Below are 25,834 nucleotides of genomic sequence, written 5' to 3'. Positions count from 1 at the left end.
GCGTTTCGCAGAAATTAGAAAAGTTCTTTTCTAACGAAAAATTTACCATGAAAAGCAAGCAATTGCCGCGCCTTTGACATGACCTCCCAAAACCTGCATCCCATTGAAAGTTGACCATGGGTCAGCTTTTAAGCAATTGCAACCTGCGACATAATGGTATTTTCCGCACGCGACGCTGCGGTTGATACCTTTCCGAGTCGCCCGTTGACGCCCATCAGACTCACCACCAGACACACGCAAAAAGGGCCGCCCCGGTTCCCCGAGGCGGCCCATTCTCACCAATGCTCACAGCACGGCGTCTGCAAATTTCAGAAACACTTCTCGATCTTGTCGAGCGTGCGCATCGCGTCAATCACCTGAACAACTGCACCATTGGGCTCGCGCCCTTCCTTGATGGCGGCGATAAACTCACGGTCAATAAGTTCGATGCCATTGTTTGAAACAGCAACACCAGACAGGTCGATCGGCTCTTCCTTGCCATCAAACAGATCATCATAGCGCGCGATATAAGTGCCACTGTCACAGATATAGCGAAAGAACGTGCCCAAAGGCCCGTCATTGTTAAAGCTGAGCGAAAGCGTGCAAAGCGCGCCCGATGGGGTCTTCATCCCGATGCTCATGTCCATCGCAATGCCCAGTTCGGGGTGATGCGGGCCTTCCAGACCATAGGCCTCGGATACGGTCTCGCCGGTCTGATACTGGAACAAATCAACCGTGTGACAGGCATGGTGCCACAGCAAGTGATCCGTCCACGAGCGCGGCTCGCCCTTGGCATTCATGTTCGAGCGGCGAAAGAAATAGGTCTGAACGTCCATCTGCTGAACCTTCAACTCACCGGCGAGGATCTTGTTGTGGATCCACTGATGCGACGGGTTGAACCGGCGCACTTGCCCGGCCATCGCCAGAACACCGGTTTCCTTTTGAACCCGGATGATCTCTTCGCTATCGGCAAGGCTGTCGGCCATGGGGATTTCCACCAGAACCGGCTTGCCCGCTTTCATGCAGGCAATGGTCTGTTCGGCATGAAGCCCCGTCGGCGTCGACAGGATCACCGCATCCACCGTGTCCTGCGCCAGACATTCCTCCAGCGTGGTCGCCGCATGCGGGATGCCCCGCTCGGCGGCCAGCGCGTTGATCTTGGCTTCGGTCGGCCCCATCACCGAGGTGACTTCAACGCCCTCGATCTGTGCCAACGCGTCCAGATGTTTGATCCCAAAGGCGCCATAGGCCCCGGCCACACAAATTCGCATGTTTCTACTCCTGTTGTCGGCTTATGCCGCGTTGTTCTCAAGAATGATGTGGCCCACAGCCGTGTTCGACGCCGGCACATGGTAATGGCGGTGCACTTCCGTCACCTCATCATCCAGCGCGCCGCGCATCACATGCCACATCACCATTTCCACGCCTTCGCTACCCGCTTCGCGCATGTAGTCCACATGCGGCATCTGGCTCAGCCCCACGGGATCGCTGGTCAACCGGTCAAGGAAACTCTTGTCCCACTCCGGGTTGATCAACCCGGCGCGCTTGTACTGCAACTGGTGGCTCATGCCGCCGGTGCCAAAGATCACCACATTCAGATCCTCGTCAAAGCTCTCGACCGCGCGGCGGATGGCTTTGCCAAGGTTGTAACAGCGGTTGCCGGTCGGGGCAGGGTATTGCACCACATTCACCGCCAGCGGAATGACCAGAGCGGGCCATTCCTCATCGGGTCCATGCTCGCCATACATCACGCTCAAAGGAACGGTCAGCCCGTGATCGACCTCCATTTCGTTCATGATCGTGATGTCGAATTCATCCAACACCAGCGACTGCGCGATATGGCTGGCCAGAACCGGGTGGTTCTTGACCACCGGCACCGGACGCGGGCCCCAACCTTCATCGGCTGGCTGAAACTCAGCCGCACAGCCGAGCGCGAATGTCGGGATGCACGAGGCGTCAAACGCCGTGCAATGATCGTTGTAAACAAGAAAGATCACATCGGCTTTCTGCGCCTTCATCCATTCGCGGGATTTCTTGAACCCCTCGAACACCGGCTGCCAATAGGGCTGATCGGTGATGCCAGTGTCCATCGCCACGCCAATGGCGGGCACGTGGGAACAGCCCACACCTGCGGTAATCCGGGCCATTATTTATCCTCCCATTCGGATTTGTATCGGTTCCCCTCGGGGGATCGCCCGCCATGCAACATCATATCGCGATAGTCGTCGCGCCCCATGCCTGTCATGATTCCGGCTAGTTCTTGGAAGTTGATGCCGTCATTCGCGGCCAGCTTTGAGGTGTAATATATATTGCCCCCCAGTTCGAGAAGACGGTTCCAGCCACGGGTCAACACCGCTTCGCGCTGCTCCGCGCTCATCGGGTAGGCGTCAAGATATGCGGCCTCATCGGCGTTGAACGCATCGCGGTTCTTTTGCAATCGCAACGATATGCAAAACTGGTTGAGGTGATAGCCCTCGCGGCTGCGGTCGGCATCGAACACGAAAGTGCCCGGAATATCCTCATAGGGTTTATCGGTCATGATCCTGTCCTCTCCTGACATCGTCGTTGCTATCATCTGTGGGGCAGGGAACCCCAATTGATTGTGCACCCTTGCGTATTGAAAAAAGCTATTATGCCGCGATGCAGAAGCCTTTCACGCGGCCTCGCTCCGGGCTGTATCGCGCAGAAACTGAATGAACCGCGCCTGGCTTTCGGTCGGCCGCCAACCCGAGCGCGTGGTCAACCCGATGGCCCGCCGATCCCCCGTCAGCTCAAGGTCAAGTATCGCAATATGCCCGGCGCGTTCGTCCACACTAACCTGATTTCGCGAGATGATCGACACATAGGGCCCCTCGGCCAAAAGCCCGCGCAACATAACCAGCGAAGACGACACCACCCGCACCGGCGTTTCCTCCATCTGCTGCAAACCCAGTGTGTCAAATAGGTATTGCCCCGCCGGTGTGCTCATCGGCGGCGCGATCCAAGGGTAGCTCAGCGTGTCTTGCAAACTGACGCCGCGCCGCTGGGCCAGCGGATGCGTCGGGTGTGTGACCACGGCCATAGCGTCATCAAACAGGCGTTCCTGTGTGATGTCATCGGCGGGTGGCGGGTCGCGCAAAGCGCCGATCATGCAGTCGATATCGCCTTCTCGAAGGCTGCGCAGCAATTCGTCATAGCGCCCGTCAATGACGCGCACCTGCATGCCCGGCGTGTCCGTCACCATCGCATGCGCGGCCTTTGGCACAATGGCCGTGCGCGCCAAAGGCAAGCTGCCAAGAATGAAACGACTGCGCTCGCGGCCAAGGGCGCGGCCAATCTCGTCGATCCCCTGAGCGATCTCCGATTGCGCCAGTTTCGCTCCCAGAACGAAGGCTTGCGCCGCTTGGGTCAGCTCCACACCCGCCGGCGTTGCCTTGAAAAAACTGGTGCCAGCGGCGTCTTCCAACCCGCGGGCGGCGCGGTGGACAGTGGGTTGTGACAGGCCAAGCCGGTTGGCCGCTACTGTAAAGCTGCCCGAGGCCGCGACCGCAATCAGGGTGCGCAATTGCGCCGCCGTGACCAGCCTATCAAGCGGCGCGTGCGCCTTGTTGGTGGCCCGCTCCGCCGCTTTGGCTCCGCTGCGCAAATAATCAAGCGCCGAGCCTGCGCGCGCCATGAACAACGCGCCGCATTCCGTCGGCACAAAAGCGCGCGACCGGCGCACCAGCAACGGCGCGCCCAAGTCGCTTTCAAGCCGCTTGATCGCCTGCGTCGCTGCGGGTTGCGACAGCGCACAGCGATCCGCAGCAACCGAAACAGACCCCGAGAGTGCGGCTTCGAGGAACACACGCATATGGCGGATATTCGGAAAGTCTGAGATCATCAAAGTTCCATGCTATAGCGTTTACTTATTTTAGGTCCGCAATTCGAAATAGGCAAATTCAACGCGGTCGGCCAAGATGCCTACCACGGGTAGTCACCCCGCGAATTCACACAATACGAGGCCCGCATCCATGTCCGATCAGAAAACCGCGTTAGTTATCTCTGCGCATTCCGCCGATTTCGTCTGGCGTGCCGGGGGCGCAATCGCGCTGCATCAAGAGCGCGGCTTTGATGTCACCGTGGTTTGCCTCAGCTATGGCGAGCGCGGCGAAAGCGCCAAGCTCTGGAAGCAAGAGGGCATGACCCTCGACAAGGTTAAAACCGAGCGCCGCAAAGAAGCCGAGAACGCTGCGACCGCACTGGGCGTACATGATATTCAGTTCTTTGACGTGGGCGACTACCCGCTTGATCTGGGCCGCGAAACCCAAGACCGCATGGTCGACGTGATCCGCGATGTGCAACCCAACTTCATGATGTCGCATTCGCGTTGGGACCCCTACAACACCGATCACATGAACACGACGCAATTCGCGCTGGAAACCCGCATGATCGCTCAGGCCTGGGGTCATAATCCGGGTCAAAAAGTGCTCGGCGCTCCACAGCTTTACCTGTTTGAGCCGCATCAGACCGAGCAGATGGGATGGAAGCCTTCGGTGTTCCTCGACATCACGCCGGTGTGGGAGAAGAAATGGGCCGCAATCCAATGTATGCAGGGGCAGGAGCACCTCTGGGAGTTCTATAAGAACGTGGCGCAAAACCGTGCCAATCACTTCCGCCGCAACTCCGGCGGCATGGCGGGCGGGCGCAAGGCGGAATTCGCCGAAGGGTTCGAAACGGTCTTCCCGCGCACCGTAGACGAACTCGAATAAGGGGCGCGCGCATGACTCATCAACCGGGAACCATGGGCGTTGTCGTTCAGGAGATCGAACGCGCCGATCAGGCGCTGATCGACGGGCTGGCAGATTGTGGCGTCGCCACGGTCCACGAGGCACAGGGGCGCAAAGGCTTGCTGGCCTCCTACATGCGCCCGATCTATTCGGGTGCGCGTGTGGCCGGATCGGCGGTGACGATCCTTGCCGCGCCCTACGACAACTGGATGCTGCATGTCGCGATCGAGCAATTGCAAGACGGCGATATCATGGTGCTCGGCACCACATCGCCCTCTGACGCAGGCTATTTCGGCGATCTGCTGGCAACCTCCGCCATGGCGCGGGGGTGTCGCGGATTGGTCATCGACGCCGGCGTGCGCGATGTCCGTGATTTGGGCGAAATGGGCTTTCCCGTATGGTCCAAGGCGATCTGCGCCCAAGGCACGATCAAGGAAACAGTGGGCAGTGTGAATGTGCCAGTGGTCTGCGCCGACGAATTGGTCAATGCCGGCGACATCATTGTTGCCGATGATGATGGCGTGGTCGTGGTGCGCCGCGAAGAGGCGGCAGACGTGCTCGATAAAGCCCGCGCGCGTGAAGCGAATGAAGGCGAGAAACGCGCCCGATTCGAAGCGGGAGAATTGGGTCTTGATATCTACAAGATGCGCGCGCGTCTTGCAGAAAAGGGGCTGAAATACGTCTGAAGCTGGGGCTAGGTAAGCGCAAATGGTCGGGGGCAAGCATCTGGTCCATAGCAAAGCTGGCGGGCAGCCGCCCCGGACCATACTAAAGCCGGGGGCCAGCCCCCGGACCGCAGTAAAGCCGGGGGGCCAGCCCCCGGACCCCCCGGGATATTTTCAGTCAGATGAAGGAACTGGAAGCATGACAATCGGCGTAAGGGCAATGTGGATGCGGGGAGGGACTCTCTAAGGGGGGTACTTTCTCGCGGAGGATTTGCCCCAAGAGCGTGACGCGTTTTTGATGGGGGTCATGGGCTCGCCCGATCCGCGTCAAATCGATGGAATGGGCGGGGCGGATCCGCTGACCTCGAAGGTGGCGGTTGTGAAACGTTCGGAGCGTGACGGCGTGGATGTTGATTACCTGTTCTTGCAGGTGTTTGTGGATCAGCCCATCGTGACGGATGCGCAGAACTGCGGCAATATCCTCGCCGGGGTGGGACCATTTGCAATTGAGCGTGGGCTCGTCGCGGCGCAGGATCGTGAAACGCGCGTCACGATCTATATGGAAAACACCGGCCAAGTGGCAGTGGCCACCGTGCAGACACCGGGTGGCGAAGTTTGCTATGGCGGGCAGGCGCAGATTGACGGAGTTCCGGGCACATCGGCGCCGGTTTCGATTGAATTCAAAGATACAGCGGGAAGCTCTTGCGGGGCCTTGCTGCCAACTGGCAACGCGGTGGATGTGATCGAAGGAGTCGAAGTGACCATGATCGACAACGGCATGCCGGTCGTTGTGATGCGGGCCGCCGATATGGGGATTACGGGCGAGGAAAGCCCGGAGGAGCTGGAGGCGAACCAAAACCTGCGCCAGCGGCTTGAGGCGATCCGGCTGACCTGTGGTCCGCAGATGAACCTTGGTGATGTGACCGAGAAATCGGTGCCGAAGCTGACCATGGTCAGCGCCCCGCGCGATGGCGGCGCAATTGCCACGCGGACTTTTGTTCCGCATCGCTGTCACAAAACTATTGGCGTGCTGGGCGCGGTCTCGGTCGCGACTGCATGCCTTATACCTGAGACACCGGCCTATGATCTGGCGCAGCGGGGGCAGGGCGCGCGGCGCAGCCTGAGTGTTGAGCACCCCACCGGCGAAATGACCGTGGTGGCCGATTTGAATGACACTGGCGAGGTGACAAGTGCCGCGATCCTGCGCACCGCCCGCAAACTGATGGATGGAGAGGTGTTCGCATGAGTGAGACACAAGTGATGGATGCTGATTGGTTGGAATTTCACCCCGATCCCAAAACACCTGATTTCAAACTGCCCGAAGGCGCGGTCGATGCCCACTGCCATGTCTTTGGCCCCAGTCCCGAATTCCCCTTTGCGCCGGAACGCAAATATACCCCCTGCAACGCCGGGAAAGAGCAGCTTTACGCCCTGCGTGACCATCTCGGCTTTGCCCGCAACGTCATTGTTCAGGCGACATGCCATGGCAAGGACAACAGCGCCATGGTCGATGCCTGTCAAAGCGCAGGCGACCTCGCCCGGGGCATCGCCAGCGTCGCCCCGGATATCTCCGAGGCGGAGTTGAAAGAGATGGATGCCGCCGGCGTGCGCGGCGTGCGCTTTAACTTTGTAAAACGCCTTGTCGATGACACGCCCAAAGAGGTGTTCCACGCAATCGCAGCAAAGATCAAACCGCTCGGCTGGCATATCGTGGTCTATTTTGAAGCCGCAGATCTCGAAGAGCTGGTGCCATTCCTTGAAAGCCTGCCCACCATCCTCGTGGTCGATCACATGGGGCGCCCCGACGTGGAAAAAGGCGTCGACCACCCGGATTTCCAACGGTTCCTCGACCTCATGGAGCGCAACGATAACATCTGGTCCAAGGTAACCTGCCCAGAGCGGCTTTCGGTCTCTGGCGCACCCGGCTATAGCGATGTCATTCCCTATGCCCAAGCGGTGGTGGACCGCTTCCCCGATCGCGTGCTCTGGGGCACGGATTGGCCGCATCCCAATATGAAATCCCACATGCCTGATGATGGCAATCTGGTCGATTTCATCCCGAAAATCGCGCGAACGATTGAGCAGCAGCGCAAGTTGCTAGTCGACAACCCAATGCGTCTTTACTGGGCGCGATGAGCGTATCGCGATCGCCGCGTTGCGGCGTCGCCAAACAGCTACGTTCGTTCAAAACGAGAGGAGAAGGCGATTTCGGAACATCACAGTCACGACTACCACATCGACATTCCCGGCACGACCATCTTTGACGGCAAACAGGCCATGAAAGGCTATCAGCTGAACAAGATGTGCTATGACTTCAATTGCGCCGAAAACCGCGAGGCGTTCAAGGCCGATCCCGAAGGCTGGATGAGCAAATACCACCTGAAAGAAGATCAGAAACAGGCGATCCGCGACAACGATATCCTCGCAATGATCGAAACCGGCGGCAACATCTACTATCTCGCCAAACTCGCCGGGATTTTCAAACTCTCGGTACAGGACGTCGGCGGCATGCAGACCGGGCGCACCACGGAAGAATTCCAAGCCTTCCTCCAGAGTCAGGCATAGGAGGGTAGGGCAATGGCAAAAATTCTCGGTGGTATCACCACCTCGCATATCCCCGCGGTCGGCAATGCAATTCAACAGGACTTGCAGGACGATCCTTACTGGAAACCCTTTTTTGATGGCTACCCCAAGGTCCACGCCTGGATCGACGAACACAAGCCCGACTATGTGATCAACATCTACAATGATCACGGGCTCGGCTTTTTCCTCGACCGGATGCCGACTTTCGCCATCGGCGCGGCGCATGAATATCGCAACGAGGACGAAGGCTGGGGCCTGCCTTCGCTCGATCCGTTCCCCGGCGCGCCTGAGCTTAGCTGGCATATCATCGAATCCATGGTGGCCGATCATTTCGACATCACCTCCTGTCAGGAACTCGCGGTGGATCACGGCTTTGTCGTCCCGATGCAGCTTTTTTGGCCCAATGCGCCGAACAACCCGGACATGCCACGCGCTGTCCCGATCAGCGCCAATACGGTGCAGCACCCAATCCCAACGCTGGCCCGTGCGCTTGATTTCGGCAAAGCCCTTGGCAAAGCGCTGCGAAGCTTCCCTGAAGAAGCCAAGATTGTGATCCTCGGCACAGGTGGTCTGTCGCATCAACTTGATGGAGAGCGGGCGGGCTTTATCAACAAGGACTTCGATCAGTATTGCCTTGAGAACATCGTGAACAACCCGGAAGAGCTGACCAAGATCAGCCGCATGGAACTGGTTGAAAAGGCCGGGGCGCAAGGCACCGAATTCCTGATGTGGATGATGATGCGCGGCGCCTTGGGGGATGAGGTGAATGAAATCACCCGCAACTATCACATCCCGATCTCGAACACCGCCGCCGGCACGCTCCTTCTGGAATGCGTGGCCTGAAGCGGCTGGCGCGCTGCTTCACGAGGCGGCGCGATCCCGAAACTTGCGCGGGCTAAGGCCCGTGGCCCGCGCAAACACCCGGCTGAAATAGGCCGGATCGTCAAAGCCCAAGGCATAGGCAATCGTTGACACCGGCAGGTTGGTGTAGACTAGATTGCGCCGCGCCTCTCGCATCAACCGTTCTTCGATCAGCTTTGATGCTGGTCGCCCGGTGGCCTGTCGTGCAATCCGGCTCAGATGGGTGGGCGAAACAGCCAAGGCATCGGCGTAATCGCGCACGCTCCAATGCGCTGCGAACTGCTTGTCCACCAAAGCCTCGAACCGCGCCAGAAGGGCGGAAGAGGGTGCGCTCTGGGCGGCAAGCTCGCTCTCGCTCATCATTTGTGCGATTTGTCCCAGCAGGAGCGCGCTCTGCGCTCGTAAAATATGCGCCCGCGCAAAGGCACGCGTGGCAAAGACCTCGGCGATGTCATGCATCGTGTGCCGGATCTCATCCGCCGCCCCAAGCACCGCCGCACGGCCCAGCAACTGGCCCAACCCTTCCTCAGGGCGCAAGCTTTCGTCCAGCATTTCCACGGCCAGTGTAATCACCAGCCCCCGTGCCCCCGGCTCAAACGCATAGCCATGCACGATCCCCCTTGGTACGTTGACCACAAGTGGCGGTCGCAACACATGCGCCACCCCATCCAAACTGGCCCTTCCGCCGCCGTCTTCAAGCAGCAGAACCTGATGCAACGCACCATGCCTGTGCGGCGTGAACTCCCAATCATGCAATCGCGAACGCGCCTCGATGGTTTCGCAATGCACCACGTCGGGCAAATCGCCATCATCCCCAAAAAGGTTAAACGTCTGGATCGTGTCAAATGCGCGGCTCATGTTCGAATAGTGCAACTTTTCGCCCGACAGGTCCATTCGTTTCCACAGCCCAACTGTTAATCTGGCTAAAATTCGCGACCGGAGGATAAGCGCATGAAAACCCAAGTCTGTATCATTGGCGGCGGCCCATCGGGCCTGATGCTGAGCCAGCTTTTGCATCTCAAAGGCATCGACACTGTCGTGCTCGAAAAACACTCCCGCGAATACGTGCTTGGCCGGATCAGGGCAGGGGTGCTGGAACACGGCTTTACCGAACTCATGCGCGAGGCCCAATGCGGCGAGCGTATGGATCGTGAGGGCGAAATCCACGACGGGTTTTATATTGCACATGATGGCGTGCTTGACCGGGTCGATCTGCACAAATATTCCGGCAACGCCGTCACGGTCTATGGTCAGACCGAGTTGACCCGCGACCTTTATGAAGCGCGCGACAAATTGAACGGCAAAGTCATCCACAACGTCGAGGACGTGACGCTCCACGACATCAAGGCCGAGACCCCGCCCTTTGTGACCTATCGCGAAGGCGACGATATCATTCGCATTGATTGTGACTACATCATCGGCGCCGATGGCTTCCACGGTCCCTCACGCAAGTCGATCCCCGCGGATGTCCTGACCGAATATGAGAAGGTTTACCCGTTCGGCTGGCTCGGCGTTCTGAGCCGCACCAAGCCGGTCTCGCCCGAACTGGTCTATGCCAAAAACCCGCGCGGCTTTGCGCTCTGCTCCTTGCGCAGCCAAGTGCTCAGCCGCTATTATATACAGGTGCCACTCACCGACAAAGTCGAAGATTGGTCCGATGAAGCCTTCTGGGACGAGCTTAAATCCCGCCTCCCGGACGAGGTGTCGGACAAGCTGGAAACCGGCCCCTCAATTGAAAAATCCATCGCGCCCTTGCGCTCTTTCGTGGCCGAACCGATGCGCTATGGCAATCTCTTCCTCGCCGGGGACGCAGCCCATATCGTGCCGCCAACCGGTGCGCGTGGCCTGAACTCCGCAGCCTCTGACATCTACTATCTCTACCACGCCTTGATGGCGCACTACCAAAACGGCGACGACAGCGGCCTCGATAGCTATAGCGAGAAGGCACTGGCACGGGTTTGGAAAGCACAACGCTTCAGCTGGTGGATGACCTCCTTGTTGCACACCTTCCCCGACAACATCCCCTATGATGTGCGGCTGCAACAAACCGATCTTGAGTATCTGTTCTCCTCCGATGCCGCGCTCACCTCGCTGGCTGAGAATTATACGGGCCTGCCTTTTTAACGGCGCAGCCCCTTGTAATAAGGGCTTAAAACCGAGCGTATACTCTCCCAAAGCGCTAAATACTTTAAGCTTGAAATAAAATAGGCCCGCCGCTAGGCTTTCCCTACGGCGGGCCTTTGCTTGCATTATGATTGCTATAAATTGTGCATCAAAGTGCACTTTTTTCTGGTTTGACAGTGATTGATGTGCTGGAGTGGCCCGGCAAAATATTAAAAACACCCTCGCAAGTTTTCAGAGGGGTACGTCAACTGGGAGAGAGAAATGAGTATTAGAAAATACGCAAGCGCGCTGTGTCTGGCTGCGCTCACGGCCACGGCGGGGCAGGCCGAGGGGCTTAAAGTCGGGATGATTACCACGCTGTCTGGCGGTGGTGCCGGGCTTGGCATCGACGTGCGCGACGGCTTCATGCTGGCAGTCAAACAATCTGGCAAAACGGATATTGAACTGGTGATCGAGGATGATCAGCGCAAACCCGATATTGCCGTGCAACTGGCCGACAAATTGGTGCAGCAGGAAAAAGTTGACGTTCTGACCGGCATCATCTGGTCCAACCTCGCCATGGCCGTTGTGCCGTCGGTGACCGCACAGGGCAAATTCTATATCTCGCCCAATGCCGGTCCGTCCGCGCTCGCGGGGCGGGGCTGTAACAAGAACTATTTCAACGTCGCTTGGCAGAACGACGCCTTTAACGAGGCCGCCGGCGCATGGGCCAGCGAAAATGGCATTGGCAAAGTCTTCTTGCTGGCGCCGAACTACCCGGCCGGCAAAGACATGATCGCGGGCTTCAAACGCTTCTTCAAAGGTGAGGTCGCCTCCGAGGTCTATACCAAACTCGGCCAGACCGACTACGCCGCCGAAATCGCCCAGATCAAGGCGACTGAGGCCGACATGGTCTATTACTTCCTGCCCGGCGGCATGGGGATCTCCTTCATGAAGCAATACGCAGGCTCGGGTGCCGAGAAACCTGTCATGGGTCCGGCCTTCAGCTTTGACCAAGGTATCCTTGGCGCGATTGGCGAGGCCGCATTGGGTGTGAAAAACACCTCGCATTGGTCGAAAGACATCGACAATCCCGCCAACAAGGCTTTCGTCGAGACCTTCACGGCTGAATACGGTCGCCTGCCGTCGCTCTATGCAAGCCAAGGGTTTGATGCGGCGCTGCTGTTGATCTCGGCGATGGACAAGGCCGACGTGAAAGACGCCGATGCTTTCCGCGCAGCCCTCAAAGCCGCCGATTTCGCCTCAACCCGTGGAGAGTTCAGCTTCGCTGACAACCACCACCCTGTGCAAACCATCTATATGCGCGAAGTGGTCAAGGAAGGCGATGTTGTGACCAACAAGATCATCGGCACCGCTGCGACCGGGCACTCCGACTCTTATGGTGCTGACTGCAAGATGTGAGCCAATGCCCCCGGTTTCTGATCGGGGGCGTTTTTCGTCACGAAAAACGTTTCGGAATTCGTCACGAATTCCGGTCACCGCAACCGTCGGGCACCTGTTTTCCGCCTCGGAAAACGACACGGAATTTGCGTCAAATTCCGCTGCGCCAAAGCATTGAAATGGTCTGAATGTCTGTCCTTCTACTGATTGAACAAATCCTCAACGGTCTGCAATCGGGTGTGATGTTGTTCCTGATGTCCGCCGGTCTCACGCTGATTTTCGGGGTCATGGGGCTGATCAACCTCGCACATGGCTCGCTCTATATGGTGGGGGCCTTTGCGGCGGCGGCGGTTGCTTCGGCCACAGGCAGCTTCACGCTGGCGTTGATTGCAGCGCTGGCGGCGGCGGCGCTCGCCGGTGTGCTGGTGGAAATCCTGGTGATCCGGCGGCTTTATGACCGCGACCACCTCGATCAGGTGCTCGCCACCTTCGCGCTGATCCTGATCTTTTCGGAAGGCACACGGTGGGCCTTTGGGTCGTTCCCGCTGTACCTTGATGTGCCCAAGATGCTCTCTGGCCCGGTGCACCTCCCCGGTGGCATCGCCTATCCGGCCTATCGCCTTGCGATCATCGTGATCGGCTTTGCTGTGGCGGCGGCGCTGTTCCTGCTGATCGCCAAAACCCGCATCGGCATGCGCATCCGCGCCGGAGAGAGTGACCGCGAGATGATTGGCGCGCTCGGCGTCAATATCTCGGTGCTCTACACGGCTGTCTTTGCCCTCGGCGCCGCGCTGGCTGGCTTTGCCGGTGCGCTTGTCGGCGCGATCCAATCGGTGCAGGTCGGCATGGGCGAGCCGGTGCTGATCCTTGCGTTCGTCACCATCGTGATCGGCGGCATCGGCTCGATCAGGGGCGCCTTCGTTGGCGCGCTGCTCGTCGGGCTGACCGATACGCTTGGCCGGGTGCTTCTGCCGGTCGCCTTCGGCACCTTCATGGACCCGTCCGCCGCCACCTCGGTCGGCGCGGCGCTGGCGTCGATGTCGATCTATATCCTCATGGCGGGGGTGTTGCTGTTCAAACCCACCGGCCTCTACGGGAGCGCGTGACATGGGCCGCAGAGAACTCCTTATGAACACCGTTCTGGCGCTTGGCCTGCTGGCCGTGCCGCTCTGGGCCTATGCCTCGGACGAGCCCTATATCATCACGCTCACCACCCGCGTGACGATCCTTGCTCTGGCCGGGGTCGGGCTCAACCTCGCGCTTGGGCTTGGCGGCTTGGTCAGCCTCGGACACGCGATGTTCTTTGGCATCGGAGGCTACGCCGCTGGCATCCTCGCCAGCCATGCCCAAAGCTATACGCCGCTGATGGAAAGCCCGTTCCTGATCGAAGGCACGCAATTCATGCCGGTGATCTGGATCGTGGCGCTTATCGCCGCGGCTCTCGCGGCCGTCGTGACAGGCGCGCTCAGTCTGCGCACCTCCGGCGTCTATTTCATCATGATCACGCTCGCTTTTGGGCAGATGTTTTATTACTTCACCATCTCCTGGCCGGCCTATGGCGGCGAGGACGGGCTGTCGATCTATGTGCGTGACCGTTTTCCGGGGCTAAATACCCTCGACCCGATCCAATTCTTTGCCATCACCTATGTCATGCTGGGGCTGGCGCTGTTTATTGTCGCGCGGATCACCCGCTCGGGCTTCGGCCTCGCGCTCAATGCCGCACGCCAGAACGAAGCCCGCAGCCGCGCCGTGGGCATCGAACCCTACCGCCTGCGCCTCGCGGCCTTTGTCATCTCGGGCGCGATCACCGGGCTGGCCGGGGCGCTCTTTGCCGATCTCAACCGTTTCGTCAGCCCGGCGATGTTCAGCTGGCAAACCTCGGGCGAGATCATGGTCTTTGTCATCCTCGGAGGGGTGGCCCGCCTGTTCGGTCCGGTCGCCGGGGCGGCGCTGTTTATTCTGCTCGAAGAGATCCTCGGCGGGGTCAGCGACTATTGGCACATCTATCTCGGCTTTCTGTTGCTGCTCGTCGTGCTCTTTGCACGCGGCGGGCTGATCGGCCTGCTGGCGGGGGAGGACAAGCGCGATGACTGAACCATTGCTGCACATTGACGGCATCACCAAAAGCTTCGGCGCGCTCAAGGCCTCGGACAATGTGACGCTCGATCTTTACCCCGGTGAAATCCACGCGCTGATCGGCCCCAACGGCGCGGGCAAATCCACGCTGATCGCCCAGATCGCCGGAAGCCTCAAACCCGATGCGGGCCGCGTCGTGCTCGAAGGCCGCGACGTGACCGCACAGGACACCGTGGCCCGCGCCCGCGCCGGGCTGGGCCGCACGTTCCAGATCAGCTCGCTCGCGATGGAGGACACCGTGCTGCAAAACGCGGTGCTCGGCGCGCTTGGTGCGCGGCAAAAACGGCTCGGCCTGTTCAAACCCGTGATGCAGGACAGGGCGCTGCGCGATACGGCCATGGCCGCACTTGGCGAGGTCGGGCTCGAAGAGTTCGCCAGTTTCCGCACCGCCGATCTGTCGCATGGGCAACGCCGCCAGCTTGAGGTCGCCGTCGCGCTCACCCTCAATCCGCATGCCTTTTTGATGGACGAGCCGATGGCGGGCCTCGGTGCCGAAGGCTCGGCCCTGTTGGTCACCTTCCTGCACAAGCTCAAAACCCGCGCGCCGATCCTACTGGTCGAACATGACATGGATGCGGTCTTCCAACTGGCCGACCGGATCAGCGTGCTGGTTTATGGCCGCATCATTGCCACCGGCACCCCGGACGAGATCCGCACAAACCCCGATGTGCGCGAGGCCTACCTCGGTGAAGAAGACGAAGAGGAAGCGATCCAATGAGCCTTCTGCGCCTTGCCAATGTCTCGGCCTTTTATGGCCCGTCACAAGCCCTGTTTGATGTGACCTTCCGGGTGGAACCGGGACAGGTTGTCGCCCTGATGGGGCGCAACGGCATGGGCAAATCCACCACGATCAAAACCATCTGCCGGATGATGAAGCATCGCAGCGGTTCGATCGTGTTTGACGGTGACGACATCGCACGCTGGCCCTCGCACCGCGCCGCGCGCGCCGGGCTTGGCCTCGTGCCCGAAGGGCGGCGCTGTTTTCCCAACCTCAATGTGCGCGAAAACCTTGTCGCCGCCGCGCGGCCCGGCGAATGGACGCTCGCCAAAGTGGCCACGCTTTTCCCCCGCCTCGAAGAGCGCCACGATCAGATGTCGGCCTCGCTCTCGGGCGGCGAGCAACAGATGCTCGCTATCGGGCGCGCTCTCATGACCAACCCGCGTCTGCTGATCCTTGACGAGGCAACCGAAGGCCTCGCCCCGGTGATCCGACAAGAGATCTGGGCCGCCATCAAACGCCTCAAATCCGAAACCGGCCTTGCGATCATCGTTGTCGATAAATCGCTCAAGGAACTTGCCAGCGTCGCCGACCGCGCCGTGATTCTTCAGCGCGGCCAAACCGTCTGGACTGGCGCTTTCAGCGATCTCGACCCGGAAACCAGCGACCGCTATCTCGGCGTCTGACTGCCTGTTTTGAGGGCATTTTCACCCTCATGCCGGGGCATTAGGCATTTTTTTCGCGTTTTAAAAATTTACCATTTGATAAAAAAATGGATTGTGGCACCTTGTTAGCAATAAAAAACGTGTTTCCAAGACGACAGGGAGAAAGCTAATGCCGCCATCTCAACGCAGTCCGGGTATCGTCGCAGGACGGCTCAGCCCCAACCAACTCGCCTCTAATTTCACCGATCTTCACGCCCCATACGACGCGCATGAAGCACAGGTTGCGGCTGATCGCTGCTACTTCTGCCACGATGCTCCCTGTATGGAGGCCTGCCCAACCAGCATCGACATCCCGCTGTTCATTCGCCAGATCGCAACCGACACGCCGCTCGCGGCGGCCAAGACGATCTTTGATCAGAACATCCTCGGCGGCATGTGCGCGCGGGTCTGTCCAACAGAAACCCTCTGCGAGGAAGTCTGCGTGCGCGAAGTCGCCGAAGGCAAGCCGGTCGAGATCGGCCGCCTGCAACGCTACGCCACCGACGCTGCCATGGCCCACGGCCCGCAACCCTACACGCGCGCGCCCTCGACCGGCAAAACGGTCGCGGTCGTGGGGGCAGGGCCCGCAGGTCTCGCCTGTGCCCACCGCCTTGCGATGCACGGTCATGACGTGGTGATCTTCGAGGCCCGCAGCAAAGCCGGCGGCCTCAACGAATTCGGCATCGCCAGCTACAAGACCGTGAACGGCTATGCCCAATCCGAAGTTGACTGGCTCCTCGCCATCGGCGGGATCGAGATCCGCTACGATACGGCGCTTGGCCGTGACGTGACGCTCGATGCGCTGCGTGATGGTCATGATGCGGTGTTCCTCGGCATGGGCCTTCCCGGTGCTTACGACCTCAAAGGTTTCGACAAAGGCGGCATCGAAAAAGCTGTCGATTTCATCGCCCGCCTTCGTCAGGCGGATGACATGGCCACGCTGCCCGTAGGGCGCAATGTTGTGGTGATCGGCGGCGGCATGACAGCGGTCGACGCCGCCGTTCAGGCCAAGCTGCTCGGCGCGGAAAACGTCACCATCGCTTACCGGCGCGACCAATCCGCAATGCCCGCCAGCCAGTTCGAACAAGACCTCGCCGCCTCCAAAGGCGTGCGGCTGGTTTTCAACGCCAAACCCGTGGCCGCCCATGGCGACACTGCGGTCGAAGCGGTCGATTTCGAATACACCTCCCAAGACGGCCCCAACCTCGTCGGCACTGGCGAAACCTTTGCAATCCCCGCCGATCAGGTGCTGCTCGCCATCGGTCAATGGCTTGAAAACCCGCCCGAGGATGTCGAACTCGACGGTTCCGCCTTCTTCACGGCAGAGGACGGACGCACCGCCCCGCAAACCCGTATCTGGGCGGGCGGCGACTGTACCGCGCGCGGCGAAGACCTCACCGTCACCGCCGTGGCACAGGGCCGCGATGCTGCCGAAAGCATCCATGCAGAGCTCAGCAAGTGACGGCTGCGCTTTTCCCCCATGATACCGCCCGTTGCGACGGGTGAACGATAAAGGAGGCCATTACATGGCTGATCTCACAACCAACTTTCTCGGCATCACAAGCCCCAATCCCTTCTGGCTCGCCTCGGCGCCGCCCACAGACAAGGAATACAACGTGCGCCGCGCGTTTGAAGCTGGCTGGGGCGGGGTCGTCTGGAAAACTCTGGGCGAGGAAGGCCCGCCTGTGGTGAACGTCAACGGCCCGCGCTACGGCGTGATCCACGGCGCAGACCGGCGGCTTCTGGGTCTCAACAATATCGAGCTGATCACCGACCGCCCGCTTGAAACCAACCTCGAAGAAATCGCCCGCGTCAAAGCCGACTACCCCGACCGCGCCGTGATCGTCTCGCTGATGGTGCCTTGCGAAGAACAGGCGTGGAAGAAAATCCTCCCCCGCGTGGCCGAAACCGGTGCCGACGGGGTCGAGCTCAACTTCGGCTGCCCGCATGGCATGTCCGAACGCGGCATGGGCGCGGCGGTGGGGCAGGTGCCCGAATACATCGAAATGGTCACCCGCTGGTGCAAGGAAAACTACGACAAGCCGGTGATCGTCAAACTCACGCCCAACATCACCGACATCCGCTATCCGGCGCGCGCCGCCCATAACGGCGGGGCCGACGCGGTGAGCCTGATCAACACGATCAACTCCATCACTTCGGTTAACCTCGATAACTTCAGCCCCGAACCCTCGATTGATGGCAAGGGTAGCCACGGCGGCTTCTGCGGCCCGGCGGTGAAACCCATCGCGCTCAACATGGTTGCCGAAATCGCCCGTGATGCGGAAACCCGTGGCCTGCCGATTTCCGCCATCGGTGGCGTGACCACTTGGCGCGATGCGGCTGAATTCATGGTTATGGGCGCGGGCAACGTGCAGGTCTGCACCGCCGCCATGACCTATGGCTTCAAAGTGGTTCAGGAGATGATCTCGGGCCTTTCCGACTGGATGGACGAAAAGGGGTACACCTCGACCGACCAATTCATCGGCAACGCCGTGCCAAACCTCTCGGATTGGCAGTATCTCAACCTCAACTACATCGCCAAAGCCAAGATCGATCAGAACGCCTGCATCAAATGCGGCCGCTGCTATGCCGCTTGCGAAGACACCTCGCATCAGGCGATCTGGATGAAAGAGGGCCGCGTCTTCGAGGTCAACGATGCCGAATGCGTCGCCTGCAACCTCTGCGTCAATGTCTGCCCGGTCGAGGATTGCATCACCATGGTCGAAATGGAGCCGGGCACCGTCGATCCGCGCACCGGCAAAACGGTCGAAAACGACTACGCCAACTGGACCACGCACCCCAACAACCCTTCGGCACAGGCTGCCGAATAAGCACAACGGTCGCGCAGGCTCCGGGCTTGCGCGGCCCCTAATTTACCGGCTCAGCATCCGGGTAAACAACGCCTCAAGATAGCGTTCGGCCTCGGGAAACGGGTCCACATCCGCGCCCCCCAACACCGCATGCACCTGCACATCAAAATCGGCGTAATGCTGGGTCAGCGCCCAGATTGAAAAGATAAGGTGATGCGGGTTCACTTCGGCAATCTTGCCATCACGGGTCCAGTTGCGGATCACCTCGGCCTTTTCATCCACCAACGTCTTCAACTCGCCCGACAGGGCCGGACCGATCCGCGGCGCGCCTTGCAGGATTTCATTGGCAAACAAGCGCGATTCCTTCGGAAAATCCCGGCTCATCTCTAGCTTGCGGCGCACATAAGACAGGATTTCCTGCAACGGATCACCCGCCTCATCCAGCGCATAAAGCGGGTCCAGCCATGTTTCCATCAACCCGTCCAGAAGGGCGGCATGGATCGCTTCCTTTGATGGAAAATAATACAGCAGGTTCGGCTTGGACAAACCCGCCGCGCCCGCGATCTGATCCAGCGTCGCCCCGCGAAATCCGTTGGCTGCAAAAATCTCTAACGCCGCATCCAGAATGGCCGAGGTGTTTTTGCGCTGAATCCGGGTCTTCCCGCGTATCGGCGCCTTGGTGTGGCGCTCCGATTTCTGCTGCATCTGCTTTCCCCGTCCGTGGCAAACGCGCCCGATTATGCACAGCATTTCCCGATTGCCTCATGGCAAATGCGTATGAATTAGGCACCCGTCACCCTGTCGCCTAAATTTTCTCTTGGCGGCAGGGGCTTCATGATGCGAAGTTCTTGACTGCCTGTAAAGCCGTGTTAGCGTGGCTTTTACCAGTTGGTCAAAATAAATGCATCGGGGGATGTGCAAACGATCAACCACCCCCGTTGCGTAAAATTTACGCAGGAAGGACGCACCCATGCCAGCCGCAAAGTCAGCACCGGGAGAGAACCTCAGGATCAATGGCGACCGCCTTTGGGACAGCCTCATGGACATGGCCAAGATCGGCCCCGGCGTCGCCGGCGGTAACAACCGCCAGACCCTGACAGACGAAGACGGCGAGGGGCGCGTACTGTTCCAGAAATGGTGCGAGGCGGCGGGCTGCACGATGGGGCTCGACAGCATGGGCAACATGTTCGCGCAACGCGACGGCACCGATCCAGACGCGCTGCCGGTCTATGTCGGCTCTCACCTTGATACCCAGCCCACAGGCGGCAAATACGACGGCATCCTCGGCGTGCTTGGCGGGCTCGAAATCGTGCGCACTCTCAACGATCTCGACATCAAGACGAAACATCCGATCGTCGTCACCAACTGGACGAACGAAGAGGGGACACGCTACGCTCCCGCCATGCTGTCCTCCGGTGTTTTCGCCGGTATCCATACTGAAAAATGGGCCAAAGACCGCGTCGACGCCGAAGGCAAAACCTTTGGCGACGAACTTAAACGCATCGGCTGGGAAGGCGACGAACCCGTCGGCGCGCGCAAGATGCACGCGATGTTTGAACTCCACATCGAACAAGGCCCGATCTTGGAGGCCGAAGGCAAAGACATCGGCGTCGTCACCCACGGGCAGGGGCTCTCTTGGACCCAAGTGACCGTGACCGGCAAAGACAGCCACACCGGTTCCACCCCGATGCCCATGCGCAAAAACGCGGGCCTCGGCATGGCGCGCATTCTCGACAAGGTCGATGAAATTGCATGGTCTCACGCGCCCCACGCGGTCGGCGCTGCGGGCCATATCGACGTCTTTCCCAACTCGCGCAACGTGATCCCCGGCAAGGTTGTCTTCACCGTCGATTTCCGCTCGCCAGAGCTTTCGGTGATCGAAGACATGGAGGCCCGCCTGCGCGTCGAAGGTCAGAAAATCGCCGACGACATGGGGCTAACGGTCGAGTTTGAAAAGGTCGGCGGCTTTGATCCGGTGGCCTTTGACGAGAGCTGCGTGTCGGCAGTTCGCAACGCCGCTGAACGGCTCGGCTATTCCCATATGGACCTGATTTCGGGCGCCGGTCACGACGCTTGCTGGATCAATCAGGTCGCTCCCACCGCGATGGTCATGTGCCCCTGTGTCGACGGGCTGTCCCATAACGAAGCCGAAGAAATCTCGCGCGAATGGGCCACTGCCGGGGCGGATGTTCTGATGCATGCCGTGGTCGAAACGGCGGAGATCGTGTGATGCGCCTGATGCCTGCACCATTCGTTCCGGGCTTAACCCTCGCACTGGGCTTGGCGCTTGTCACAGCGGCGCCCGCTCAGGCCGAAACCCTGACGCTCAGAACGGTTGATTTTAAACTGCCCTCGGATTTGGCCAGCAAAATCCCGCGGTCGGTCAAGAAATCCGACGTCTTCGTCAGCTCCGAAAACTGCTACTATGTGCGCAAGGACCTGTCCTTTGTCTTTATCGGGTGCATTGGGTGAGCGAAGCCGCCTCCATATCGACCCTGATCGCGACCGAGCTTCACGACTACGACCCCGACGCGGGCAATCTGCGCACCGTGGGGCAGGTGGCCCCGATGCCCGCCGACTGGCACCGCGCCACTCTGGCCGAGTTTCGCGAGGCGCTGATCGCACCGCAGGAAACCGAAGTGCTGTTCTGCGGCGGCATGGTCGAAACCTGCTATTCTGTCACCCGCTCCAACGGCAGTTACCGGGTGATTTACATCCCATGGGCCGGGCATTTTTCGCTCGCCGTGGAAAGCAAATTCGGACCCGTCGATATCGGCGTGCATGGCGATGCCATGGCCGTCTTCGGGTCGATACACTGAACAAGAGGGAGACCAAGACAATGAGCACGACAATCATCAAGAACGGCACCATTGTCACCGCCGATCTGACCTACAAGGCAGATGTAGCAATCGAAGACGGCGTGATCAGCGAGATCGGACAGGGCCTCAAAGGCGACAAGGAACTCGACGCCACCGGCTGCTATGTCATGCCCGGCGGGATCGACCCACACACCCATCTCGAAATGCCTTTCATGGGGACCTATTCAACGGATGATTTTGAATCCGGAACCCGCGCCGGGCTCGCCGGCGGCACCACGATGGTGGTCGATTTTGCACTGCCCAATCCGGGCGAAAGCCTGCTAGAGGCGCTCAAACGCTGGGACAATAAATCGACCCGCGCCAATTGCGATTACAGCTTCCATATGGCCGTAACATGGTGGGGCGAACAGGTGTTCGACGACATGAAGACCGTCGTGCAAGAGCGTGGAATCAATACGTTTAAGCACTTCCTCGCTTACAAGGGCGCGCTCATGGTCAATGATGATGAGCTTTACGCCTCCTTCCAACGCCTCGCCGAACTCGGCGCCACCCCGATGGTCCACGCCGAAAATGGCGATGTCGTCGCAGAACTCTCTGCGCGGCTCTTGGCCGAAGGCAACACCGGCCCCGAAGCCCACGCCTATTCCCGCCCGCCGCAGGTTGAAGGCGAGGCGACAAACCGCGCCATCATGATCGCCGATATGGCGGGCGCGCCGCTCTATGTGGTGCATGTCTCCTGCGAGGACAGCCACGAGGCCATCCGCCGCGCCCGCATGCAGGGCAAACGGGTCTGGGGCGAGCCGCTGATCCAACATCTGACGCTGGATGAAAGCGAATACTTCAACAAGGATTGGGACCACGCCGCGCGCCGCGTCATGTCGCCGCCGTTCCGTAATCAAAAACATCAGGACAGCCTCTGGGCCGGCCTGCAATCGGGCTCGCTCTCCTGCGTTGCCACCGATCACTGTGCCTTCACAACCGAACAAAAACGCTATGGCGTTGGCGATTTCACCAAAATCCCCAACGGCACAGGCGGGCTGGAAGATCGTCTGCCGATGCTCTGGACCCACGGTGTTGCCACCGGGCGCTTAACGATGAATGAATTTGTTGCAGTCACTTCAACAAACATCGCTAAGATATTGAATTGCTACCCTAAAAAGGGCGCTGTTCTTGTTGGCGCCGACGCCGACCTCGTGGTCTGGGGCCCGGAGAAAGAGAAAACCATCTCGGCCAATGGGCAGCAATCGGCGATCGACTATAACGTCTTTGAAGGCCAAAAAGTCAAAGGCCTGCCGCGTTATACGCTCACCCGCGGCCAGATCGCTGTGATGGACGGCGAAGTCAAAACCCAAGAGGGCCACGGCAAATTTGTCGAACGCGCCCCCAACGCCACCGTGAACCGCGCCCTCAGCCAATGGAAAGAGCTGACCGCGCCGCAACCTGTGCAACGGACCGGCATTCCGGCGTCGGGGGTGTAACTTGACCACCAATACTGTCATCCAGGCACAGAACCTCGACCTGACGTTCCATACCAACGATGGCCCGATCCACGCTCTGAAAGATGTCTCTCTCGACATCAACAAAGGCGATTTCGTCAGCTTCATCGGCCCGTCCGGCTGTGGCAAAACCACCTTCCTGCGCGTCATCGCCGCGCTGGAAGAGCCGACAGGCGGTTCCGTCACCGTCAATGGCATGAGCCCGGAAGAAGCGCGCCGCGCGCGTGCCTATGGCTATGTATTCCAAGCGGCAGGGCTCTACCCATGGCGCACCATTTCCGGCAATATCAAACTGCCGCTGGAAATCATGGGGTTCTCCAAAGCTGAACGCGCAGAAAGGGTGAGAAAAGTCCTCGAACTCGTTGATCTTGAAGGGTTTGACAAGAAATTCCCTTGGCAGCTATCCGGCGGCATGCAACAACGCGCCTCGATCGCACGCGCGCTCGCGTTTGATGCCGATATTCTCTTGATGGACGAACCCTTCGGTGCGCTCGACGAGATTGTTCGTGATCATTTGAACGAGCAACTCCTGAAGCTCTGGGGTAAGACCAACAAAACCATCGGCTTTGTCACCCATTCCATCCCCGAAGCGGTGTATCTTTCCACCAAGATCGTCGTCATGTCGCCGCGCCCGGGCCGGATCACCGATGTGATCGAAAGCCCTCTGCCGCGCGAGCGCCCGCTTGATATCCGCGACACGCCAGAGTTCCTCGAAATCGCCCACCGCGTCCGCGACGGGCTTCGCGCGGGGCATGCCTATGATGACTGATCAATTCTCATGGGTCGGCCGACAGGGGCAAAACCGCGCCGCCCGAAGGCACAGCGCAATTTGGGTAGGGAGGCGGTTCGTTTCATCTTTCCTAAAACACTCCAAAAACTGCTCTGTGTTGCCCGCGTTGGGATTTGAGTATTTAGAGCAAGATGAAGCCAAATTCGCCAAATGGGCGAGGGGGCGCGCATGAAGTCTCTCCTGTCCATTCTTGTGGTAGTGGCGACGCTGATCGCGATTTGGTATGTCGCCTGTATTCCGATGAACATGCTCGAAGCCGCGATCCAGGCCGATCGGGCCGGGCAGGAGGTCACGCCGACCTCGGCCCCCGAGCGGCGCAAAATGGGGCGGCTTGCGCTGACCTTCAAGAACCCGTCACTCTGGTCTGAGGTGTTTGAGCAAGAGCGCCCGCAACTGCCCGCGCCGCATCAGGTGGGTCGGGAGCTGTGGAAAACCACTTTCGCGATGAAGCCGAGGCTGAAAGGCCCCAAACCCGAAGGCTTTGATGACCGCAGCTCGCTCTATAAAAAGGCTTACGCGGTTTATGCGACCTTCGCGACAGAGGCCAAGCGTAGCCTGATCTATCACAGCCGGATCACCCTGTCGGCAACGCTTCTGGGCTTTGCCTTCGGCACGTTGCTGGGGATCATTCTGGCGGTGTCCATCGTCTATTCGCGGGCCATGGACATGTCGGTGATGCCGTGGATCATCGCCAGCCAAACCGTGCCGATCCTTGCGATTGCGCCGATGATCGTGGTTGTGCTCTCTGCGCTGAATGTCGATGACATCATCGCCAAAGGCGTGATCTCGATGTATCTCAGCTTCTTTCCCGTTGTCGTCGGCATGGTCAAGGGCCTGCGCAGTCCCGGTCGGATGCAGCTTGACCAGATGATGACATGGAACGCCTCTCGCGCCGCGACGTTCTGGAAATTGCGCTTGCCAAGCTCGATGCCCTATCTGTTTGCCTCGCTCAAGGTTGGCGTCGCGGCCTCACTTATTGGTGCCGTGGTGGCCGAGCTGAGCCTGTCGCAAAACGGCGGCCTCGGGGCGCGTCTGCTGGCGGGCAGTTACTATGGTCAAACCGTGCAGATCTGGTCGGCCCTGCTTGCGGCGGCGGCTCTGGCGGCGCTGCTGGTCTGGTCCATCGGGGCCGTTCAAAACATCACCCTCAAACGCATGGGGTTCGCGCGATGATCTGGGTCTGGGGATCACTGGCTTTCTGGCTCGCTGCATGGGCGCTCAACAGCTATCTGTCGCGGCGAAGCGAGACGTGGGTGCGCTTCTTTGTGCCGACAATCTTCGGGATCACCCTGTTGATCCTGTGGGAAGGCATGGTGCGCGGGTTCAACATCAACCCGGTGCTTTTGCCTGCACCCTCGGCCATTGGCGCAACCTTTGCCCAAGAGATTGCGACGCTCTGGACCGACCTGGTACAGACCTTCTTCAAAGGCGCCTTGTCGGGCTATCTGATCGGCTGCATTGCTGCGGTCCTGACGGCCATCGCGGTGGACCGCTCGCCGTTCCTGCAACGCGGGCTGCTGCCGGTGGGCAATTTTGTCGCCGCGCTGCCGATTGTCGGCATGGCGCCGATCCTCGTGATGTGGTTCGGCTTTGGTTGGCAATCCAAGGCGGCGGTCGTGGTGGTCATGGTGTTTTTCCCGATGCTCGTGAACACCGTCGAAGGTTTGCAAGCCTCCGAGAAGATGCAGCGCGATCTGATGCACACCTACGCGGCCTCTTACCGCCAGAACCTGCTCAAATTGCGCCTGCCTGCGGCCATGCCGTTCATCTTCAATGGCCTCAAGATCAGCTCGACGCTGGCCCTGATCGGCGCGATTGTTGCTGAATTTTTCGGCTCTCCGATCAAGGGGATGGGCTTTCGCATCTCAACCGAAGTGGGACGGCTTGCGCTTGACATGGTATGGTCGGAAATTGCCATGGCAGCCCTCGTGGGGTCCGCCTTCTACGGCGCGGTCGCGCTGGCTGAGAAAGTGGTGACCTTCTGGCATCCGTCACAACGAGGATAGGAAACAAGGCACCAG

The 25,834-nt window shown here is 59.7% G+C and carries 26 protein-coding genes and 1 pseudogene; 21 read left to right on the top strand and 6 right to left on the bottom strand.

Features of this window, described 5'->3' with window-relative positions; translation table 11 throughout:
* Positions 1-308: 308 nt before the first annotated feature.
* The 4 genes from N4R57_11020 to N4R57_11005 all read right to left on the bottom strand — a co-directional run bounded on the left by N4R57_11020 (position 309) and on the right by N4R57_11005 (position 3,841).
* Positions 309-1,250: a Gfo/Idh/MocA family oxidoreductase gene (locus N4R57_11020; protein UYV39478.1), complete on the bottom strand. Its 942-nt coding sequence runs from the start codon at positions 1,248-1,250 to the stop codon at positions 309-311.
* Between the two features lie 21 nt (positions 1,251-1,271).
* Entirely contained in the window at positions 1,272-2,126 is an 855-nt protein-coding gene (locus tag N4R57_11015; GenBank protein ID UYV39477.1) for a class III extradiol dioxygenase subunit beta, read from the bottom strand.
* Positions 2,126-2,518 carry a protocatechuate 4,5-dioxygenase subunit alpha gene (gene ligA / locus N4R57_11010; GenBank protein UYV39476.1) on the bottom strand — a complete coding sequence of 131 codons (393 nt, stop codon included), beginning with the start codon at positions 2,516-2,518 and terminating at the stop codon, positions 2,126-2,128. The genes N4R57_11015 and ligA overlap by 1 nt, the downstream gene beginning before the upstream one ends.
* Positions 2,519-2,632: 114 nt before the next feature.
* On the bottom strand, positions 2,633-3,841 hold the full coding sequence (locus tag N4R57_11005; protein ID UYV39475.1) for a LysR family transcriptional regulator: 1,209 nt from the start codon (positions 3,839-3,841) through the stop codon (positions 2,633-2,635).
* Positions 3,842-3,971: 130 nt separating this feature from the next.
* Between N4R57_11005 and N4R57_11000 the strand changes: the two genes are divergently transcribed.
* From N4R57_11000 to N4R57_10975, 6 genes and pseudogenes are all read left to right on the top strand, one after another.
* Positions 3,972-4,709 (top strand): PIG-L family deacetylase, encoded by a 738-nt coding sequence (locus N4R57_11000; GenBank protein UYV39474.1) that lies wholly within the window; start codon positions 3,972-3,974, stop codon positions 4,707-4,709.
* A gap of 11 nt (positions 4,710-4,720) precedes the next feature.
* On the top strand, positions 4,721-5,413 hold the full coding sequence (locus N4R57_10995; protein ID UYV39473.1) for a 4-carboxy-4-hydroxy-2-oxoadipate aldolase/oxaloacetate decarboxylase: 693 nt from the start codon (positions 4,721-4,723) through the stop codon (positions 5,411-5,413).
* 244 nt (positions 5,414-5,657) lie between these two features.
* Positions 5,658-6,638, top strand: a pseudogene (locus N4R57_10990) (4-oxalomesaconate tautomerase).
* Positions 6,635-7,528, top strand: coding sequence for an amidohydrolase family protein (locus N4R57_10985; GenBank protein ID UYV39472.1), 894 nt, complete (start codon positions 6,635-6,637; stop codon positions 7,526-7,528). The pseudogene N4R57_10990 and the gene N4R57_10985 overlap by 4 nt, the downstream one beginning before the upstream one ends.
* A 69-nt stretch (positions 7,529-7,597) precedes the next feature.
* Entirely contained in the window at positions 7,598-7,957 is a 360-nt protein-coding gene (locus tag N4R57_10980) for a protocatechuate 4,5-dioxygenase subunit alpha (protein UYV39560.1), read from the top strand.
* A gap of 12 nt (positions 7,958-7,969) precedes the next feature.
* A complete protein-coding gene (locus N4R57_10975) occupies positions 7,970-8,818 on the top strand; it encodes a class III extradiol dioxygenase family protein (protein UYV39471.1) in 849 nt (282 codons plus the stop codon).
* Positions 8,819-8,836: 18 nt separating this feature from the next.
* Here N4R57_10975 and N4R57_10970 read toward each other — a convergent pair whose 3' ends face one another.
* The gene (locus tag N4R57_10970) at positions 8,837-9,694 is read right to left on the bottom strand and encodes a helix-turn-helix domain-containing protein (protein UYV39470.1); all 858 of its coding nucleotides are present in this window, start codon (positions 9,692-9,694) and stop codon (positions 8,837-8,839) included.
* A gap of 93 nt (positions 9,695-9,787) precedes the next feature.
* Here N4R57_10970 and pobA point away from each other — a divergent pair, with 93 nt between their 5' ends.
* The 8 genes from pobA (at position 9,788) to preA (ending at position 18,729) form a co-directional block, all read left to right on the top strand.
* Positions 9,788-10,960: a 4-hydroxybenzoate 3-monooxygenase gene (gene pobA, locus N4R57_10965; protein UYV39469.1), complete on the top strand. Its 1,173-nt coding sequence runs from the start codon at positions 9,788-9,790 to the stop codon at positions 10,958-10,960.
* A gap of 261 nt (positions 10,961-11,221) precedes the next feature.
* Entirely contained in the window at positions 11,222-12,361 is a 1,140-nt protein-coding gene (locus tag N4R57_10960) for an ABC transporter substrate-binding protein (protein ID UYV39468.1), read from the top strand.
* 167 nt (positions 12,362-12,528) lie between these two features.
* Positions 12,529-13,446, top strand: coding sequence for a branched-chain amino acid ABC transporter permease (locus tag N4R57_10955; protein UYV39467.1), 918 nt, complete (start codon positions 12,529-12,531; stop codon positions 13,444-13,446).
* A 1-nt stretch (position 13,447) separates the two neighbouring features.
* On the top strand, positions 13,448-14,434 hold the full coding sequence (locus N4R57_10950) for a branched-chain amino acid ABC transporter permease (protein UYV39466.1): 987 nt from the start codon (positions 13,448-13,450) through the stop codon (positions 14,432-14,434).
* Positions 14,427-15,194, top strand: a complete 768-nt coding sequence (locus N4R57_10945; protein UYV39465.1) for an ABC transporter ATP-binding protein — start codon at positions 14,427-14,429, stop codon at positions 15,192-15,194. The genes N4R57_10950 and N4R57_10945 overlap by 8 nt, the downstream gene beginning before the upstream one ends.
* Complete coding sequence (locus N4R57_10940; GenBank protein ID UYV39464.1) at positions 15,191-15,880, top strand: ABC transporter ATP-binding protein; 690 nt, start codon at positions 15,191-15,193, stop codon at positions 15,878-15,880. The genes N4R57_10945 and N4R57_10940 overlap by 4 nt, the downstream gene beginning before the upstream one ends.
* Positions 15,881-16,028: 148 nt before the next feature.
* Complete coding sequence (locus N4R57_10935; protein ID UYV39463.1) at positions 16,029-17,360, top strand: NAD(P)-dependent oxidoreductase; 1,332 nt, start codon at positions 16,029-16,031, stop codon at positions 17,358-17,360.
* A 64-nt stretch (positions 17,361-17,424) separates the two neighbouring features.
* The gene (gene preA, locus N4R57_10930; GenBank protein UYV39462.1) at positions 17,425-18,729 is read left to right on the top strand and encodes an NAD-dependent dihydropyrimidine dehydrogenase subunit PreA; all 1,305 of its coding nucleotides are present in this window, start codon (positions 17,425-17,427) and stop codon (positions 18,727-18,729) included.
* Between the two features lie 42 nt (positions 18,730-18,771).
* Here preA and N4R57_10925 read toward each other — a convergent pair whose 3' ends face one another.
* The gene (locus N4R57_10925) at positions 18,772-19,413 is read right to left on the bottom strand and encodes a TetR family transcriptional regulator C-terminal domain-containing protein (GenBank protein UYV39461.1); all 642 of its coding nucleotides are present in this window, start codon (positions 19,411-19,413) and stop codon (positions 18,772-18,774) included.
* A gap of 265 nt (positions 19,414-19,678) precedes the next feature.
* Here N4R57_10925 and N4R57_10920 point away from each other — a divergent pair, with 265 nt between their 5' ends.
* From N4R57_10920 to N4R57_10890, 7 genes are all read left to right on the top strand, one after another.
* Positions 19,679-20,938 (top strand): Zn-dependent hydrolase, encoded by a 1,260-nt coding sequence (locus N4R57_10920; GenBank protein ID UYV39460.1) that lies wholly within the window; start codon positions 19,679-19,681, stop codon positions 20,936-20,938.
* A complete protein-coding gene (locus N4R57_10915) occupies positions 20,938-21,180 on the top strand; it encodes a hypothetical protein (GenBank protein UYV39459.1) in 243 nt (80 codons plus the stop codon). Before N4R57_10920 ends, N4R57_10915 begins: the two co-directional genes overlap by 1 nt.
* Complete coding sequence (locus tag N4R57_10910; protein UYV39458.1) at positions 21,177-21,527, top strand: hypothetical protein; 351 nt, start codon at positions 21,177-21,179, stop codon at positions 21,525-21,527. The genes N4R57_10915 and N4R57_10910 overlap by 4 nt, the downstream gene beginning before the upstream one ends.
* 20 nt (positions 21,528-21,547) lie before the next feature.
* A complete protein-coding gene (gene hydA, locus N4R57_10905; protein UYV39457.1) occupies positions 21,548-23,005 on the top strand; it encodes a dihydropyrimidinase in 1,458 nt (485 codons plus the stop codon).
* A gap of 1 nt (position 23,006) precedes the next feature.
* Positions 23,007-23,792: an ABC transporter ATP-binding protein gene (locus tag N4R57_10900; GenBank protein ID UYV39456.1), complete on the top strand. Its 786-nt coding sequence runs from the start codon at positions 23,007-23,009 to the stop codon at positions 23,790-23,792.
* A gap of 189 nt (positions 23,793-23,981) precedes the next feature.
* Positions 23,982-24,986 (top strand): ABC transporter permease subunit, encoded by a 1,005-nt coding sequence (locus N4R57_10895; GenBank protein UYV39455.1) that lies wholly within the window; start codon positions 23,982-23,984, stop codon positions 24,984-24,986.
* Complete coding sequence (locus N4R57_10890; protein ID UYV39454.1) at positions 24,983-25,819, top strand: ABC transporter permease; 837 nt, start codon at positions 24,983-24,985, stop codon at positions 25,817-25,819. The genes N4R57_10895 and N4R57_10890 overlap by 4 nt, the downstream gene beginning before the upstream one ends.
* Positions 25,820-25,834: the final 15 nt, after the last annotated feature.

The organism is Rhodobacteraceae bacterium D3-12, assembly GCA_025916135.1.
GTDB lineage: Bacteria > Pseudomonadota > Alphaproteobacteria > Rhodobacterales > Rhodobacteraceae > JAKGBX01.
Note: the sequence above shows the minus strand (reverse complement) of the source record. Positions and strands in the feature narration are given on the sequence as shown.